At 59.4% G+C, this 14,831-nt stretch carries 16 protein-coding genes; 11 read left to right on the top strand and 5 right to left on the bottom strand.

Translation table 11 applies throughout. From position 1 onward, the window contains the following. Nucleotides 1-10: 10 nt before the first annotated feature. Both J8G15_RS16720 and J8G15_RS16725 read right to left on the bottom strand, forming a co-directional pair. The gene (locus J8G15_RS16720; RefSeq protein WP_210543541.1) at nt 11-748 is read right to left on the bottom strand and encodes a 16S rRNA (uracil(1498)-N(3))-methyltransferase; all 738 of its coding nucleotides are present in this window, start codon (nt 746-748) and stop codon (nt 11-13) included. Between the two features lie 77 nt (nt 749-825). Further along, entirely contained in the window at nt 826-1,920 is a 1,095-nt protein-coding gene (locus J8G15_RS16725; protein ID WP_210543543.1) for an aminoglycoside phosphotransferase family protein, read from the bottom strand. Nucleotides 1,921-2,018: 98 nt separating this feature from the next. Between J8G15_RS16725 and J8G15_RS16730 the strand changes: the two genes are divergently transcribed. From J8G15_RS16730 to rsmA, 3 genes are read left to right on the top strand one after another with little or no spacing between them, the layout of a single operon-like run. Then, the gene (locus J8G15_RS16730; protein ID WP_370627553.1) at nt 2,019-4,394 is read left to right on the top strand and encodes an LPS-assembly protein LptD; all 2,376 of its coding nucleotides are present in this window, start codon (nt 2,019-2,021) and stop codon (nt 4,392-4,394) included. A 6-nt stretch (nt 4,395-4,400) separates the two neighbouring features. Beyond that, nucleotides 4,401-5,759: a peptidylprolyl isomerase gene (locus J8G15_RS16735; protein ID WP_210543545.1), complete on the top strand. Its 1,359-nt coding sequence runs from the start codon at nt 4,401-4,403 to the stop codon at nt 5,757-5,759. Between the two features lie 8 nt (nt 5,760-5,767). Further along, on the top strand, nt 5,768-6,544 hold the full coding sequence (gene rsmA / locus J8G15_RS16740) for a 16S rRNA (adenine(1518)-N(6)/adenine(1519)-N(6))-dimethyltransferase RsmA (protein ID WP_210543547.1): 777 nt from the start codon (nt 5,768-5,770) through the stop codon (nt 6,542-6,544). Nucleotides 6,545-6,694: 150 nt separating this feature from the next. On the opposite strand, the gene J8G15_RS16745 is transcribed toward rsmA, so the two are convergent. Then, nucleotides 6,695-6,949 (bottom strand): SemiSWEET transporter, encoded by a 255-nt coding sequence (locus J8G15_RS16745; RefSeq protein WP_210543549.1) that lies wholly within the window; start codon nt 6,947-6,949, stop codon nt 6,695-6,697. 39 nt (nt 6,950-6,988) lie between these two features. Next, the gene (dacB, locus tag J8G15_RS16750) at nt 6,989-8,437 is read right to left on the bottom strand and encodes a D-alanyl-D-alanine carboxypeptidase/D-alanyl-D-alanine-endopeptidase (RefSeq protein ID WP_210543551.1); all 1,449 of its coding nucleotides are present in this window, start codon (nt 8,435-8,437) and stop codon (nt 6,989-6,991) included. 32 nt (nt 8,438-8,469) lie between these two features. Between dacB and J8G15_RS16755 the strand changes: the two genes are divergently transcribed. The 8 genes from J8G15_RS16755 (at nt 8,470) to pyrF (ending at nt 14,413) form a co-directional block, all read left to right on the top strand. Further along, complete coding sequence (locus J8G15_RS16755) at nt 8,470-9,501, top strand: DMT family transporter (RefSeq protein WP_210543553.1); 1,032 nt, start codon at nt 8,470-8,472, stop codon at nt 9,499-9,501. A 52-nt stretch (nt 9,502-9,553) separates the two neighbouring features. Continuing rightward, nucleotides 9,554-10,261, top strand: coding sequence for a tRNA (adenosine(37)-N6)-threonylcarbamoyltransferase complex dimerization subunit type 1 TsaB (gene tsaB / locus J8G15_RS16760; protein WP_210543555.1), 708 nt, complete (start codon nt 9,554-9,556; stop codon nt 10,259-10,261). A gap of 3 nt (nt 10,262-10,264) precedes the next feature. Further along, nucleotides 10,265-10,732 (top strand): ribosomal protein S18-alanine N-acetyltransferase, encoded by a 468-nt coding sequence (gene rimI / locus J8G15_RS16765; protein WP_210543557.1) that lies wholly within the window; start codon nt 10,265-10,267, stop codon nt 10,730-10,732. Between the two features lie 12 nt (nt 10,733-10,744). Next, entirely contained in the window at nt 10,745-11,641 is an 897-nt protein-coding gene (locus tag J8G15_RS16770; protein ID WP_210543559.1) for a uracil-DNA glycosylase, read from the top strand. Nucleotides 11,642-11,683: 42 nt separating this feature from the next. Continuing rightward, nucleotides 11,684-12,325, top strand: a complete 642-nt coding sequence (locus J8G15_RS16775; protein WP_210543562.1) for a hypothetical protein — start codon at nt 11,684-11,686, stop codon at nt 12,323-12,325. Beyond that, the gene (locus tag J8G15_RS16780; RefSeq protein ID WP_210543564.1) at nt 12,322-12,720 is read left to right on the top strand and encodes a glutathione S-transferase N-terminal domain-containing protein; all 399 of its coding nucleotides are present in this window, start codon (nt 12,322-12,324) and stop codon (nt 12,718-12,720) included. The genes J8G15_RS16775 and J8G15_RS16780 overlap by 4 nt, the downstream gene beginning before the upstream one ends. A gap of 97 nt (nt 12,721-12,817) precedes the next feature. After that, complete coding sequence (locus J8G15_RS16785; RefSeq protein WP_210543565.1) at nt 12,818-13,474, top strand: OmpA family protein; 657 nt, start codon at nt 12,818-12,820, stop codon at nt 13,472-13,474. A 75-nt stretch (nt 13,475-13,549) separates the two neighbouring features. After that, complete coding sequence (pyrF, locus tag J8G15_RS16790; RefSeq protein WP_210543568.1) at nt 13,550-14,413, top strand: orotidine-5'-phosphate decarboxylase; 864 nt, start codon at nt 13,550-13,552, stop codon at nt 14,411-14,413. A 30-nt stretch (nt 14,414-14,443) separates the two neighbouring features. On the opposite strand, the gene J8G15_RS16795 is transcribed toward pyrF, so the two are convergent. After that, nucleotides 14,444-14,827: a hypothetical protein gene (locus J8G15_RS16795; RefSeq protein WP_210543569.1), complete on the bottom strand. Its 384-nt coding sequence runs from the start codon at nt 14,825-14,827 to the stop codon at nt 14,444-14,446. Nucleotides 14,828-14,831 lie beyond the last annotated feature (4 nt).

Raw genomic sequence — 14,831 nt, forward strand, 5'->3', positions numbered from 1 at the left:
AGCGACCAGACTAGATCAGCAGCGCGGCGAGCGCGCTCAGTGCCGCTGTTTCAGAGCGTAGTACGCGGGGGCCCAAGGTGACGGGTGAGAAGCCGCAGGCCAGAGCCGCCTCTTCTTCGGACGCACTCAAACCACCTTCGGGTCCTGACAGGAAGGTCACACCCGCTGCCGCATCGCTGAACTCGATGCTGCGCAACGCGCGTGTGCCAGACCGCAAAGACAGAAGCAGCGATGGGCCTTGAGGCGAAGCTGCGCGCACTTTGAGCCAGGCCGTCAAACTCATGACGGGGTAAATAGCGGGCACCCGGTTGCCGCCGCATTGCTCACAGGCGGCCACCGCCACACTTTGCCAGTGGCCCACCTTTTTGTCAGCTCGCTCTCCGCTCAAGCGCAACACACTGCGCTCGGTCATTAGGGGCTGGATGCTGGCGACCCCCAGTTCGGTGGCTTTCTCCACCAGCCAGTCCATGCGGTCGTTGGCTGGCATGCCGACCACCAGATGAACGGCCCGCAGTGCCTCGCGTTCAACTTGGTGGTGAGCACCGACCTGGACTTGCACGTCACTGCGGCCCATTCGGGTCACCGTGGCATCAAACTCGCCATTGCCCGCGATGCCTGGCCCGCCGTTGAACAGCGTGATGGCATCGCCGGGTTGCAGGCGCAACACCTGAACATGACGCGCCGCGCCCGCAGGCAAGTCCAGTGTTTCACCGGAGGTCAGCGGGGTAGGGCAGTAGAAGCGGGGCATGGGCGGTGGCGATGAAAAAATTAATGCTATTGAATATATAGCTGCTGGTGCAAGCTGCTAGAGCGCTAGAGGCGGTTTTATCTTGCTGACGCGCCAAATCCGAAAACATTCGGCTCAACAATGCCTTCCACCTTCTGAATCAGGCGAAGCAAGGGCTTGAGTTCAATGTAGCGGGCGCAGGTGGACAGCAGGTAGTTAATAAAGCGGGGGGTGTCCGCTAGGTACTGTGGTTTGCCATCGCGCAAGGTGAGGCGGGCAAAAATGCCGGCCACCTTGAGGTGACGCTGCAAGCCCATCCACTCCACGCCGCGGTAAAACTCGCCAAAGTCGTTCCCCACCGGCAGGCCGGCTTTGCGGGCTTTTTCCCAATAGCGAATGGTGATGTCAAGGCAGAACTCTTCTTCCCAGGTCAAAAAGGCGTCCCGCATCAGGCTGGCAATGTCGTAGGTGATGGGCCCGTACACCGCGTCCTGAAAGTCCAACACGCCCAAGCGGGTGGTGATGCCGTCGTCAGCGACCATCAGGTTGCGGGGCATGAAGTCCCGGTGCACGTAGACGCTGGGCCAAGCCAGGTTGGCCGCAATGATTTGTTTGAACGTATTGTCCAGCGTGAATTGCATGGCCGCATCGATATCGATGCCACGGTGCCGGGTGATGTACCACTCCGGAAACAAGCCCAACTCGCGGCGCAGCAAAGCTTCGTCGTAAGGGGGCAATACATCGGGCTTCGATGCCAGTTGCCATTCGACCAAGGTATCCACCGCCTGCAGATAGAGGGCTTGGTTGGCCTCGGGTTGGGCCGGGTTGATGATTTGCATCATGGTCTTGGCTCCGAGGTCAGTCAGCAGCATGAAACCCTTGGCTTCGTCCCAAGCCAGCACCTCGGCGGCCCGAATGTGCGCTTGTTGCATCAATTGCGCGACTTTGACAAAGGCGCGGCTGTCTTCTTTGTATGGTGGTGCGTCCATGATGATGCAACTGTCCTGCGCGGTATCGACCCTGAAATAGCGGCGAAAGCTGGCGTCGGCCGACGCCAGGCGAACAGTTTCTGGTCGCAACAGGTGTTGTGGGGCTACTGCAGCTAGCCAGTGGTTGAAATCAAGTTCGCGGCGAGCGTCTGACCAGACGGGCGCTGAGTTCTGGGGGGATTCGGGGGTAAGTGCGTGGCTCATGGATAATCCATTCTACAAAGCTGGCCATGATGGTCTTGTCGCCCCTTCAACCCCTTCAACCCCTTTCGCCCCCTACTCTCCCGCTGATGCGCTTATTGATGCCACGCTCTTTGCCAGGAATACTTCCGTTGCCCCGCCCCCTGCGCCCTGCGGCAGTGGTGATGGCGTCCGCATTGGCGGTTGGGGCGTCGGCCCAAGCGCAGGAGTTGCCGCCCACCAGCCTAAAAACCAGCCCCCTGTTGCAGGAAAAAATCTCGCCGGAGTCCCGCGGTTCGTTGCCGACATTTTTGTCCGCCGACCGGCTGCAGGGCACCACAGAGAAAGAGGTGGCACTAGAGGGAGACGCGATGGTGCGGCGGGGTGATATGGTCATCCAGGCAGACCGCCTGGAATACGATCAGGCCACCAACCAAGCCAAAGCCAACGGCAATGTGCGAATCAATCGCGCAGGGAACGTGTATGAAGGCCCTGAGCTTGAGCTGAATCTGGACACCTATGAAGGCTTCTTTACCCAACCGCGGTATCAGTTGCTGAAGAACAACGCCAACGGTGCGGCAGATCGCATTGATTTCGTGGACGACCAGCGTGCGGTGATTCACAACGCAAGCTACTCGACCTGCCGGCGTCAATCCGGCCCCAGTTGGATGCCCGACTGGATATTGCGGGCGACGACAATCACCACCGACAACGAGGAAGATGTTGGCACGGCGACCGGTGCGGTTCTGAGCTTCAAAGGGGTGCCCATACTGCCGGTTCCCTATATCAGTTTCCCTTTGAGCGACAAGCGAAAGTCCGGGTTGCTTCCGCCATCGATTGGGGTCGACAACGTAAATGGCCTGGAGGTCTCGCAGCCCTACTACTGGAACATTGCGCCGAATCGGGACGCCACAATCACGCCCACGGTCATGAGCAAGCGGGGCGTCAACATCGGCACCGAGTTTCGTTATCTGGAACCCAGCTACGCCGGCCAAGTGCGCTATGACTTTATGCCGTCGGACCTGCTCCGTGACAGCAACCGCTGGGGCTTGTCCTACCAACATCAAGGCGCTGTCAATAACGGACTGACCGAACGATTGACGGATGCAGGGCTGGCGCTGAATGTCAACTTGAATCGGGTCAGTGACGACAACTATTGGAGCGATTTCACTCGCAGTGGCAACTCATTGACCCAACGTCTGCTGATCAATGACGCCAGCGTCTCTTGGACCAATGGGAATTTCGCCAGCAGTGTGCGTACCTTGAAATGGCAAACGCTGCAGACCGGCGCGACGACCATCATCCCGCCTTATGACCGACTGCCACAGTTGACCACTCGCTACACGCGCAACGATGTGAGTGGTTTTGACTATTCGGTGACGGCTGACTTCACTCGTTTTCAGGCCGATCAAAGCTTGACCGGACAGCCGAATGGTCAACGTGCTTTTTCGTTGATGGAGGTGAGTCGACCTTGGCTCTTTCCGGCTGGGTTCATCAAGCCCAAGCTTCAGTTGCACGCCACCAGTTACCAGTTTGATTCGACTTACTACAGCGCCGATTCAGCCAGTCGTGTGGTACCTGCCTTCAGTCTGGATAGCGGGTTGGTCTTTGAGCGCGACACGAGTTACTTCGGCAACCGGTTCACCCAAACCCTGGAGCCCCGCGCGTTTTATGTCAAAACGCCTTTTCGTGATCAAAGCCGCTTGCCCAACTACGACTCCGGTGCAAATGACTTCAATTTTGCAACTATCTATACAGAAAACGCGTTTGCGGGCAACGATCGCATCTCCGACAGCGACTTGCTGACGCTGGGCGTCAGTACCCGCTTGCTGGACCCTGCAACCGGAGCTGAGGCGGCCCGATTTGGCATTGCGCAACGCTTGCGTTTTCAGGACCAGAATGTGACCTTGCCAAGTGGGACAGCCGTCACGAGTCGATTCAGCGACCTGCTGCTGGGCGCATCTGTCACCTGGGATCCCAAATGGTCAACCGACGCGACCGTACAGGTCAGTCCGGAGACAGGTGAGTCACAGCGTTCGACCATTGGTGTGCGATACAACCCTGGTGCGTACCGCACCGTCACGGCCGCTTACCGTTATCAGCGTAACGTGAGTGAACAACTAGACGTGGGCTGGCAGTGGCCGCTGAGCGCTCCGTGGGGTGACGCCGGGCCATCCAAGGGCGCGGGAGGTAGTGGACTAGGGGAGGGTCGTTGGTACAGTGTGGGTCGTCTCAACTACAGCGTCAATGAGCGCAAGCTGGTCGATACCGTGATTGGCTTTGAGTACGATGCAGGCTGCTGGTTGAGCCGCGTGGTGTTGGAGCGACTGCAAACCAGCACGACATCTGCCACACAGCGACTCATGTTTCAACTGGAGTTTGTCGGCTTTACCCGTTTGGGTGTCAGCCCATTGAGTGCCCTGAAAGGTCACATTCCCAATTACCAGCTACTGCGGCAACAATCCAGTTCTCCCAGTCGCTTCAGCAATTACGATTAATTCACCATGACCCTCCACCGCGTCACTTTCTCTGTTGCCAGTTTGGCCCTCTTGGTTTCCATGCATGCGCAGGGCCAGGGATTAAAGCCTGCCACCAAGCCCTTGCAGTCGACAACGCCCGTGGTTCAGCAATCGGCTGATTTCATTGTGGCTGTGGTGAACTCAGAGCCGATTACAAATAACGAGGTTCGCCGGGAGTTGCAACGAGCGATTCAATTTGCCAGTCAGCAGGGGCGACCCCAGGCAGCCAGCCAAGCCTTGGCCAGCCAGGTTCTGGAGAACCTGATCAACCAGCGGGTGCAGCTTCAACAAGCTCGCGATACCGGTATTCGTGTGGATGAGGCTGCCATTGATCTTGCTGAGATGAATGTGGCCATTCAAAATAAGGTTGACGTCAATGAGTTACACAAGCGCCTGGCAGCGGATGGTGTGACGGTAAGTCAAATGCGCGGAATGCTGAAAGATCAGCTCATGTTGTCCCGACTTCGCCAGCGTGACGTGGAATCGCGGGTGCAAGTGTCTGATCTGGAGGTTGAGGCCTACTTGCAAGAGCAACCCGTCAATCTCGATCCCGAAACCTTGCAAATCAATCTGGCCCAAATCCTGATCGCGGTTCCGGAAAACGCGACGCCAGTGCAGATTGCGGCCTTGCAAGCGAAAGGGCAACGAGCGCTATCACGCGCTCGTGGGGGGGAAGACTTCGTGGCTTTGGTCAAAGAATTTTCTGATGCCAGCGACAGTGGTCAAGGCGGCCAAATGGGCTTGCGGACAGCCATTCGCTACCCCCAACTGTTCCTGGAAGCCACCAACAACCTGGCGGTGGGCGACGTCTCTGCGCTGATTCGCTCCGGGGCGGGTTTTCATATCCTTAAAGTGGTTGAAAAAATCAGCCCCAGCATGCCGACCATGGCCGTGACCCAGAGCCGGGCACGCCACATTTTGCTGCGTTTGAACCCCCAACTGACGGAGTCGCAGGCGCGCGAACAATTGAGCGAGTTCAAGCGAGCGGTGGTCGCCGGGAAGGCAGATTTCGCGGCGTTGGCCCGGGAACACTCCCAAGACGGCAGCGCCGCGCAGGGCGGTGAATTGGGTTGGGCCAGCCCCGGTATGTTTGTGCCGGAATTTGAGGAGGTCATGAACCGCCTGGAACCCGGCCAAGTCAGCGACCCGCTGGTGTCGCGTTTTGGTGTTCATTTGATTCAGCTGATGGAGCGGCGCAAGGCTGCCCTGAGCCCCCGCGAACAACGCGATACGGTACGCGCCATGTTGAGTGACAAAAAAATGGAACCGGCGTTCACTTCTTGGGCAGAGGGGTTGCGTGCCCGGGCCTACGTTGAGTTGCGAGAGCCGCCAAGCAATCGCTGAACCGCACCATGAAACACATTCCTCGCAAGCGATTTGGGCAGCACTTCCTGGCCGATGGCGCCATCATTGAAGGCATTGTGGATGCCATCGCCCCCCAACCCGGTCAGTTCATGGTGGAGATTGGCCCTGGCTTGGCGGCCCTGACCCAGCCCTTGGTGGAGCGACTGGGGCAACTCACCGTGATCGAATTGGACCGCGATCTGGCGGTGCGCCTGCGCGCTCATCCCCAGCTCAAGGTCATTGAGTCCGATGTGCTCAAAGTTGACTTTGCTGAGCTGGCGCAATCTTTGGAAACGCCCAAGCTGAGAGTGGTTGGCAATCTGCCCTACAACATTTCTACGCCGATTCTGTTTCACTTGTTGGGATGTGTCGACGTGATCGAAGACCAGCATTTCATGCTGCAAAAGGAAGTGATCGACCGCATGGTGGCGCGTCCCTGCACCTCCGACTACAGCCGCCTGAGTGTGATGCTGCAATGGCGCTATGCAATGGAAAACGTGCTGTTTGTGCCACCGAAAAGTTTCAATCCGCCGCCACGTGTGGACAGCGCCGTGGTGCGCATGGTGCCGCATGCCACGCCCGCAGCGGTGGACGTGGCTCTACTTAGCGAGTTGGTGCAAGTTGCCTTCAGCCAGCGACGTAAACTCATGCGCCACACCCTGGGGAGATGGTTAGAGGAGAAGGCTTTTTCGGGCGAATTTGATGTGAAACGTCGCGCTGAGGAAGTGCCTGTCGCGCAGTACATCGATTTGGCTTTGGCGCTAGCTTCCGAGTCTAGGCACTAATCTACGTATCGCTGGCGAGTGATGGCCAGTTCTCCGGGAGCTTACTGATTGGAGGTCAGCGCTCGGGCGATCATGACGACGATGTGGGCGAATGATCCCTTTGAATTGGACTGATCTTGCTCTGAGTAGCGCACCGACCCACCTCGGTGTTCAGCGGTAGCGCAGCTTCATCCCCAAAATCGTACTGGCCAAGATCAGGGTGATCACGTTGGCGACGACGATGGGCCAGGCGCGCAGCATCAGCCCATACCCCAGCCAGCAGGCAACCCCCAATGTGAACACGCTGTACATGCTCAGTGAAATACCCCGTACATCCCGGGTGCGGAAGGTGTGCCAGACCTGCGGGATGAAGCTGACGGTGGTCAAGACCGCGGCGAAATAGCCAAAAAGATCAAGCAAGGGCATGGGGTGAGGGTATGAATGGCTGGGGTAAACCCGAATTCCTCAATTGTCCCTCACAACCCAATCCTGCAGGGCGTCAAAGGCCGGGCGCATGGCGCCTGCGTTGGCATGGTTGGCCATGGCCACCATGATATAGCGTTTACCGCTGTTGGCCAAGACATAGCCCGCCACGGCGGTGACGTCGCGCAGGCTGCCGGTTTTCAGGTGGGCAGTGCCTTGGGACTGCGCCTTGCTGCGTTTCAACGTGCCGTCAATGCCGGAGATGGGCAGTGAGGCCATCAACTCTGGCATCAATGGGGAGCGATAAGCAGTTTGCAGCAGCCGACCCAGCGCTTGGGCGGAAATGCGTCCGTCTCGTGACAGTCCCGCACCGTTGTCCAATACCGGAAGATCGTCCGACCCGAAGCGGTCCTTCCACCAACGTAGCAACACCTCGCGCGAGGCTTGCGTCGAGGCAGGTGCTTGCTCCGGCAGCGGGTTGGCGCCAATGGCAGGGCGAACAGGCAGGCTCAGGGACAGCAGCACGTGCTGGGCCATGATGTTGTTGCTGTACTTGTTGACATCTCGCACCACCTCTGCCAGCGACGGTGAGCTCATTTCAAACACTGGTTTTAGTGTCTTCCCGGGTGCGGTTGGCAGGCGGCCGTCGCGCACGCGCCCGACCAACTGCCCCCCCATTTCGCGCCACAGACCCTCTACAGCGCGAGCGCTGTAGCTGGCCGGGTCGACATAGGCCACTGGCCACACCCGTTCGCCGCAGGCGGCCGGGAAGCTGCCGCCAAACCGGACCCGCGTGGCGTCATTGAAGTCGCCCTGCAAAGTGGCGCGGTAGTCGTTGCAGGCGCCGCCGCTCAAGGGCACTGAAGCCGGTAATTGAACGCCACCCAAAGGGGGCTCGTACTGAATTCGGGCCAGGTTGTTGCCCGTGTCCGGCACAAAGGTCATGACCAAGGACTTGAAGTTGACCAAAAATGCGTCAGGGGTGGCGTTGTAGGGCCGCAGTGGTTCGCCGTCAAAGCTGCCGGGGTCGGTGTCGTCGATGGCAAACGCACTGCGATCCAGCACGATGTCACCGGCGATTTTTTGTATCCCCAATCCTTGCACCCGGCGCAGCAACAGCCACAGGCGTTCAGCCACCAATTTGGGGTCACCCCGGCCTTGAATGTAGAGATCGCCTTGTAGCGTACCGTCTCGAACCGGGCCGCCCAGGTACACGGGGGTCTGCCAGGTGTAGGCGGGGCCCAGCAAGTCGAGGGCGGCGTAGGTGGTGACGAGTTTCATCACCGATGCGGGGTTCATCGGCACTAGGGCCCGGTGGCTCAGGCGGGGCGCGGTGCGTCCATCGGCCTCTATCACCAGCAGCGACACGGCCTCGCGCGGGACTTTGGCCCGGCTCAGGGCCGCGTCCACCTCGGGCGGCAGGGCTTGGGCCAGTGACAGACTGCAGATGCCACTTGCGAGCAGGGCCAGCAAGGTTGTGGGTTTGTTCATGCTGGAATTATCAAGCCACGGATAATGAGGGGATGCATCCTCTCCCCTCTGCGTCCCATAGCGTCCTGTCGCCCCGCGCCATTGGTATCGCGGCGGCCGTGATCACGGTCGTAATCTGGACGTCGTTCATTTTGATTGCCCGGGCTTCGGCCGATCCCGCACGTGGCGGTACCCTGACCCCGATGGACATGGCCTGGTGCCGAATCGCGGGCGCGAGCCTGCTTTTGCTCCCCTTGGGTTGGTGGCGTGTGCGCCAAGACAGGGCCATTGGAAGCGGACAATCCTCGTTGTTTGGACTGTCGCCTCTGCCGTTGAGTGTGACGGTCAAGGTTGGGTTTTTCGGTGGCCTGTTGTACGCCATGCTGGCCTACCGGGGGTTTGTGTACGCGCCGGCGGCCCATGCTTCAGTCTTGATGCCAGGGAGTTTGCCGCTGTGGACTGCGTTGTTGGCGGCGCTGCTGTTGGGTGATCGAATTACGCCGTGGCGCGCGCTGGGCCTGGTCCTGATCGTCCTGGGCGACTTGCTGGTGGGCGGTGCGAGCTTGCTGCGGGCCTTTGAGGGCGGCGATGTCTGGAAAGGTGACCTGTTCTTCATGGTCGCGGCGGCGTGCTGGGCCACCTACAGTGTGCTGGCGCGTCATCATGCGCTGGACGCCGTTCGCGCCACGATTGCCATCACGGCCTTTGCTTTCCTGGCTTATCTGCCGATCTACACAGTCCTGACTGTGAGCGGCCTGTCCGGTGGGCAGGTGTTTACTGCGCCATTGGGTGAGGTGTTGTTTCAGGTGTTTTTCCAGGGCTGGGGTTCGGTGGTCATATCGGGCATTACCTTCACCAAGATGATTCAGCACTTTGGCCCGGTGCGCTCCACGATGATCACGGCGCTGGTACCCGGCCTGTCGGCCCTGGGGGCGGTTGTGGTGTTGGGTGAGCCTTTGTCCTGGAACCTTTGGGCGGGGTTGGCCCTGGTCACGCTGGGTATTCTGTTTGGCGTGCGCTCTGCCGTTCCCGCTGCTATCAGAAAAGAAGCGCCTGTCGCAGCGTCTACAAGGACAGAGGGGTGATTTTTGCTGTATTTTCACCAAAACCAGTGACCTCAAATAAGGAGCGCAACGTTTGAACTTGCTTGCTTTTGATACGAGTACTGACGTCATGTCGATTGCTGCCCAGCGCACCGTCGGCGGAGTTGCCCAAGTTTGGCAACAAACCGCGGTGGGCGGGGCACAGACCTCGGCCCACCTGATTCCGGTCATTCAGCGGCTCATGGCGCAAGCCGATCTGAGGTTTGATCAGTTGGATGCCATTGTTTTTGGGCGTGGGCCGGGTTCCTTTACTGGCCTGCGGACCGCTTGCTCGGTGGCGCAGGGATTGGCTTTCGGCGCTAAAGTGCTCGTCTTGCCGGTGGACACGTTATTGGCTGTGGCGGAAGACGCCCGGTGTCAGTGTGTGGACCCGGCGCGCCCGAGACAGGTGACAGCCATGCTGGATGCCCGGATGGACGAGTTGTACATGGCTTGCTACTCTTTTGAGAGTGATGTCTGGAGTCAAACAAAGGACCCTGGCCTGATCCGACCAGAAGACTTGGACGCGGACGACGACGTCACCTTGGCTGGCAATGTGTTCACCACCTATGGTGATCGCCTGCCTGTCAGCGCCGCACTGCGCGTGGCAGCGCTGCCCACTGCCGGCGCATTGTTGCGTCTTGCCCCCGCTTTGCTGGCCGCCGGCGGGGCTTTGCCCGCCGACGAGGCTTTGCCGCTCTACATTCGCGACAAGGTCGCCAAAACCACCGCCGAGCGCATGGCAGAGAAAGCGGCAGCGTAGGCCATGACCGGGGTGCAGTCCACCATCGAAGCCTGTTTCGAGGCGATGACGCCCCACAACATCGACCTGGTCTTGGCCGTGGAGCAACAAGCCTATGCCCACCCCTGGGTTCGAGCCAACTTCACTGACGCCCTTGCCTCGGGCTATCAAGCCCAGTTGCTGATGGGCGGAGACATTCTGCTGGGCTACTTTGTGGCGATGAAGGGGGTCGATGAGGTGCATCTTCTGAACATCACTGTGGCCCCTGCGTACCAGCGCCAAGGCTGGGCACATGTCATGCTGGATGCCATGGCCGTGTGGGCGCGTGGGCAGGGTGCCGAATGGCTCTGGCTGGAGGTTCGGGTGGGCAATTTGCGCGCCATGCATGTTTATGAAAGCCAGGGGTTTGAGGCCGTTGGCCAACGCAAAAACTATTACCCCGACGGGCATGGCCAGCGCGAGCACGCGGTGGTGATGAGCCGACGTCTGTGAAAATACAGCCCCATGAGCCTTGACCTAGACGACCGCCACCGCGCCATGCTGCAGGAAATGGGCGTGCACGTCTGGTGGCCTCAAGCCGACGCGCCGGTTGTTGAGGCCGCGCCGGCACCGGCTTCGGTCCCGCTGGCGCAACCCACCGCGCCGCCCGCGGTGATACCTGCAGAAGCGTCGATTGCGATTGAACATCGGGTGGTTGACGCCCTGTCCGTTCGCGGCGGGGTCTCCCGGCCGGCTCAGAACACAGGATCGGTCGTGTTTGACGCCGATGCTGTGGTGGGTGAAATGGCGCACGCGGATTGGGCCGGCTTGAGCGAGGCCATCTCAGCCTGCCAAGCCTGCAAGCTGTGCGTGGGCCGGCGAGCGCCGGTTTTCAGTGCCATGGCGGCGACTGCTCAGGCCGATTGGCTGGTCGTGGGCGATCCGCCGGAAGACGGCGACGAGCGTGCTGGCTTTCCATTTTCGGATCAAGTGGGACTGTTGCTGGACAACATGCTGAAAGCAGTCGGTGTGACCCGCCAGGACGCCCTTGCACCCGTCGCTGCATCGCAGGCGGCCTACTTGACGCATGTCGTTAAATGCCGTCCCGCACTGCCGCGTGCGCCGCAACCCCAGGACCTGGCCGCTTGCGAGTCCTATTTGAAGCGTGAAATTGCGTTGACACAGCCCAAAGTTATTTTGGCCATGGGGCGGGTGGCCGCCCAAACGCTGCTTCGCGAAAGTGATGCTCAAGTCGGCACAACGCCGTTGGGAAAGCTGCGCGGTCAAATTTACCAGTACCAGGGGATTCCCGTGGTGGTCAGTTACCCCCCAACTTACCTGCTGCGCACTCAGCAGGACAAAGCCCGCGCTTGGGCTGATCTGTGCCTCGCCCTGTCGGTGGCGCGACCGGATCAGGTGTAAAAGTGCATTCGTTGGATTGAATTTAATAAGAAAGCCCTCTCTATGACCCTCGCAAGCACCACTCTGGCTGCCATACAGCAGGCGGGCGCGGCCGTTTACGCCGCCGATGCCGACCTGAAACAGGCCACGCAAAGCTACGCCGAACGCGTGACCACCGCCATGGACCACAACCCCTTTGGTTTGGGCAATGACGCCTTGTTTGAAAACTGGAAGCTGGTGGCACGGCTGTCGCAATCGATGGGGGTCATTGAAGCCGAGCTCAAGAAAATTTATTTTCTTGCCGAAGACCTCGTGGGTGAAGGGACTGCTGTGGTTTCTACTCTGCCCGCCTTGAGCGCCCCAGTGGCGGAAACACCGACTGATGTCGTGGCCAAGTCCACCGCCCGGACGGGTGCGCGTCGCCGCCTAGGCGACCGCCGTACCGGCGCGAATCGTTTGATGGCCATGCCAGAGGCCGCCAAGTTGCCTAGCAACGCTGCCAAGCTCCTGCAGCACCTTGAAACCGCGCTCAATACGGAAGAGTTTCGGTTGATCAAACAAACGGCGAGTGCCCGGACCATTGGTATTCCCTTGGGGTCGGTCTCAGCGGCCATCAAAACCCTGCTTGCCAACGGTCATCTGATTGCGGGGTCCGCAGGTGGCTTCAAGTTGAAGCGCTTCGATGCGGCGGAGGTTCTGGTTTGAAAATCATTATTCGCACCTTTTTCAAGACCCTTCGTTGGGTGCTGGGCCCAGTGATGGTATTACGGGAATACCTGACCCGTCCCACGGGGCTGGTTCGCTCGCCAGCGGAGCAAGCTCGCGTGGATCAGCAATGTGAAGGTCTGGCGCTCTACCAGTACCGAACATGTCCTTTTTGTATCAAAGTGCGTCAGGAAATGCGTCGCTTGTCTCTGAACGTGGCACAACACGATGCCCAACCCGACGGCCCCCACAGGGCCAGTTTGTTGGCGGGAGGGGGGCAGGCCAAGGTTCCCTGTCTGAAAATCACGGATGAAACAGGTCAAAGTCAGTGGATGTATGAGTCGAGCGCTATCAACGCCTATCTGAATAACCGGTTTTCGCGTCAAAGTACCTGATTGACGGCTCTATATCAGGGCGGTCAACTTGCTGATCGCTGAAAAAAGTTGCAAACTGCACAAGGTTAATCAAGTGAATCAATGAAAAGGAAATAACATGAATAAAATTTCAACTCATACCCGGGTTCTCGCCCTTAGTCTGAGTGCCGTCGTGGTGTTTGTCAGTGGCTGTGCAAACATGACAGATGCACAGCGCAGTTCTGCCATTGGCGCTGGCGTCGGCGGCTTGGCTGGGGTGGCCATTGGCGACAGCGGCAAGTCAGCCGCCATCGGTGCGGGCTTGGGTGCCTTGGGTGGCTACATCTGGTCCAACCAAATGGCTCAGAAAAAGGCCGCCATGGAGCAAGCTACGGCGGGCACAGGCGTTGGCGTCACGCAGACTTCGGATAACCAGCTCAAGCTGAATATTCCCAGTGACATTTCGTTCGACACCGGTCGTTCCGACATCAAGTCGAACTTGCGCCCTGTGCTTGACCAATTTGCCCAAGGCCTGAGCAACCAGCCAAACACCGAAATTCGCATCGTGGGGCACACGGACAGCACCGGGTCTGACTCCATCAACAACCCGTTGTCCTTCAGCCGCGCCGCCAGCGCGCGAGATTACCTCTCGTCGCGCGGGGTTGACTCACGCCGCATCCAGATTGATGGTCGAGGTTCACGTGAACCGATTGCCGACAATGGTTCAGATGCCGGTCGCTCTGCGAATCGCCGTATCGAGATCTTCTTGGCGGAGCGATCCACTGCTCAACGCTAAGTCCACGGGGCTTTCAACCAAAAGGGGGCCTTGGCCTCCTTTTTTTATTCAATGCACGCTTCTTACAATAAGCGCATGACATTTTTAGACAAGTTGCGCACCGCCGAGCGCCAAAACGGCTCTCTCTTGTGTGTCGGCCTGGACCCCGATCCGGCCAAGTTCCCCAGCCGTTGGCGTGGTGACGCCAGTCACATTTACAATTTTTGTGCCGCCATCGTCGACGCCACAGCCGACTTGGTGCTGGCCTTCAAGCCTCAGATTGCTTACTTCGCCGCCCACCGGGCGGAAAACCAGCTTGAGCGCCTCATGGCGCACATGCAGCGTACGGCGCCGCATGTGCCGGTCATTTTGGATGCCAAGCGGGGGGACATCGGCAGCACGGCCGAGCAGTACGCCATTGAGGCATTTGAACGCTATGGCGCCGATGCAGTCACGCTGTCACCTTTTATGGGGTTTGACTCGGTTCAGCCGTACTTGAAGTACCACGGAAAAGGTGCTTTTCTCTTGTGCCGCACGTCCAATCCGGGCGGTGATGATTTGCAAATCCAGCGTTTGGCCAGTGTCGAAGGCGAACCGCTGATGTACGAGCATGTCGCGCAATTGGCGCAAGGTCCCTGGAACCTCAATGGTCAATTGGGGCTCGTTGTCGGCGCCACTTACCCGGCTGAGATTGAACGGGTGCGAGCCGTCGCCCCGACGCTGCCACTGTTGATTCCAGGCGTAGGTGCACAGGGGGGTGACGCGGTGGCCACGGTGAAAGCCGGATGGCGCGGCACCCGTGATGCCCAAGGGCAGGTGTTGGAGACGAGTGCGCCCATCATCGTCAACTCCTCCCGCTCGATCATTTATGCCTCGGCGGGCGAGGACTTTGCTCAGATGGCTCGCCAAGAGGCCATCAGGACCCGCGACACACTGCGGGCCGCCCAGCAACAGGCATGAAACCGGGACAATGAACGGTACCCGCGCTAGTCAGTCGTCGTCCCCCAGGCGGTAGTTCAACAAAGCCGGTGCGGCTTCATCCTGGTCCATGGCGTGCTCCATCGCCAGGTGGTGCTTGCGAGTCAAGCCGTGAAACTCCGCAAAAGGACCATTCAGCAAGTAGATATGAGGCTTGCCGTGCGGCAAAGCGGTGGGCAGCGCGCCGGTTGGGCCGCCTTGGGCGCGCTCGACCTCTGCCACTCCCAAAGCCAACAGGTCGCCGATCAGTTGGCTGCAGGTCTTCTCACGGTGCATTTCACACAGTGCCTCCATCTGTGCGGCCAAAGCAATCGGCAACCGGAACGCGTATCTCCTGCGCGTGAGGTGATGATCAGATTGACCCTGGGTTGCAGGCTGGGCTTTCAATTTTTCCATGGGG

The sequence above is a fragment of the Rhodoferax sp. PAMC 29310 genome, from assembly GCF_017948265.1.
Classification (GTDB): domain Bacteria; phylum Pseudomonadota; class Gammaproteobacteria; order Burkholderiales; family Burkholderiaceae_C; genus Rhodoferax.

Coding starts and splice junctions, on each gene's coding strand:
- J8G15_RS16755 (WP_210543553.1), top strand. CDS start 8,470: ATGCATCCTCTCCCCTCTGCGTCCCATAGCGTCCTGTCGCCCCGCGCC.
- J8G15_RS16720 (WP_210543541.1), bottom strand. CDS start 748: ATGCCCCGCTTCTACTGCCCTACCCCGCTGACCTCCGGTGAAACACTG.
- J8G15_RS16775 (WP_210543562.1), top strand. CDS start 11,684: ATGACCCTCGCAAGCACCACTCTGGCTGCCATACAGCAGGCGGGCGCG.
- dacB (WP_210543551.1), bottom strand. CDS start 8,437: ATGAACAAACCCACAACCTTGCTGGCCCTGCTCGCAAGTGGCATCTGC.
- J8G15_RS16730 (WP_370627553.1), top strand. CDS start 2,019: ATGCCACGCTCTTTGCCAGGAATACTTCCGTTGCCCCGCCCCCTGCGC.
- pyrF (WP_210543568.1), top strand. CDS start 13,550: ATGACATTTTTAGACAAGTTGCGCACCGCCGAGCGCCAAAACGGCTCT.
- rsmA (WP_210543547.1), top strand. CDS start 5,768: ATGAAACACATTCCTCGCAAGCGATTTGGGCAGCACTTCCTGGCCGAT.
- J8G15_RS16745 (WP_210543549.1), bottom strand. CDS start 6,949: ATGCCCTTGCTTGATCTTTTTGGCTATTTCGCCGCGGTCTTGACCACC.
- J8G15_RS16735 (WP_210543545.1), top strand. CDS start 4,401: ATGACCCTCCACCGCGTCACTTTCTCTGTTGCCAGTTTGGCCCTCTTG.
- J8G15_RS16795 (WP_210543569.1), bottom strand. CDS start 14,827: ATGGAAAAATTGAAAGCCCAGCCTGCAACCCAGGGTCAATCTGATCAT.
- rimI (WP_210543557.1), top strand. CDS start 10,265: ATGACCGGGGTGCAGTCCACCATCGAAGCCTGTTTCGAGGCGATGACG.
- J8G15_RS16770 (WP_210543559.1), top strand. CDS start 10,745: ATGAGCCTTGACCTAGACGACCGCCACCGCGCCATGCTGCAGGAAATG.
- J8G15_RS16725 (WP_210543543.1), bottom strand. CDS start 1,920: ATGAGCCACGCACTTACCCCCGAATCCCCCCAGAACTCAGCGCCCGTC.
- J8G15_RS16785 (WP_210543565.1), top strand. CDS start 12,818: ATGAATAAAATTTCAACTCATACCCGGGTTCTCGCCCTTAGTCTGAGT.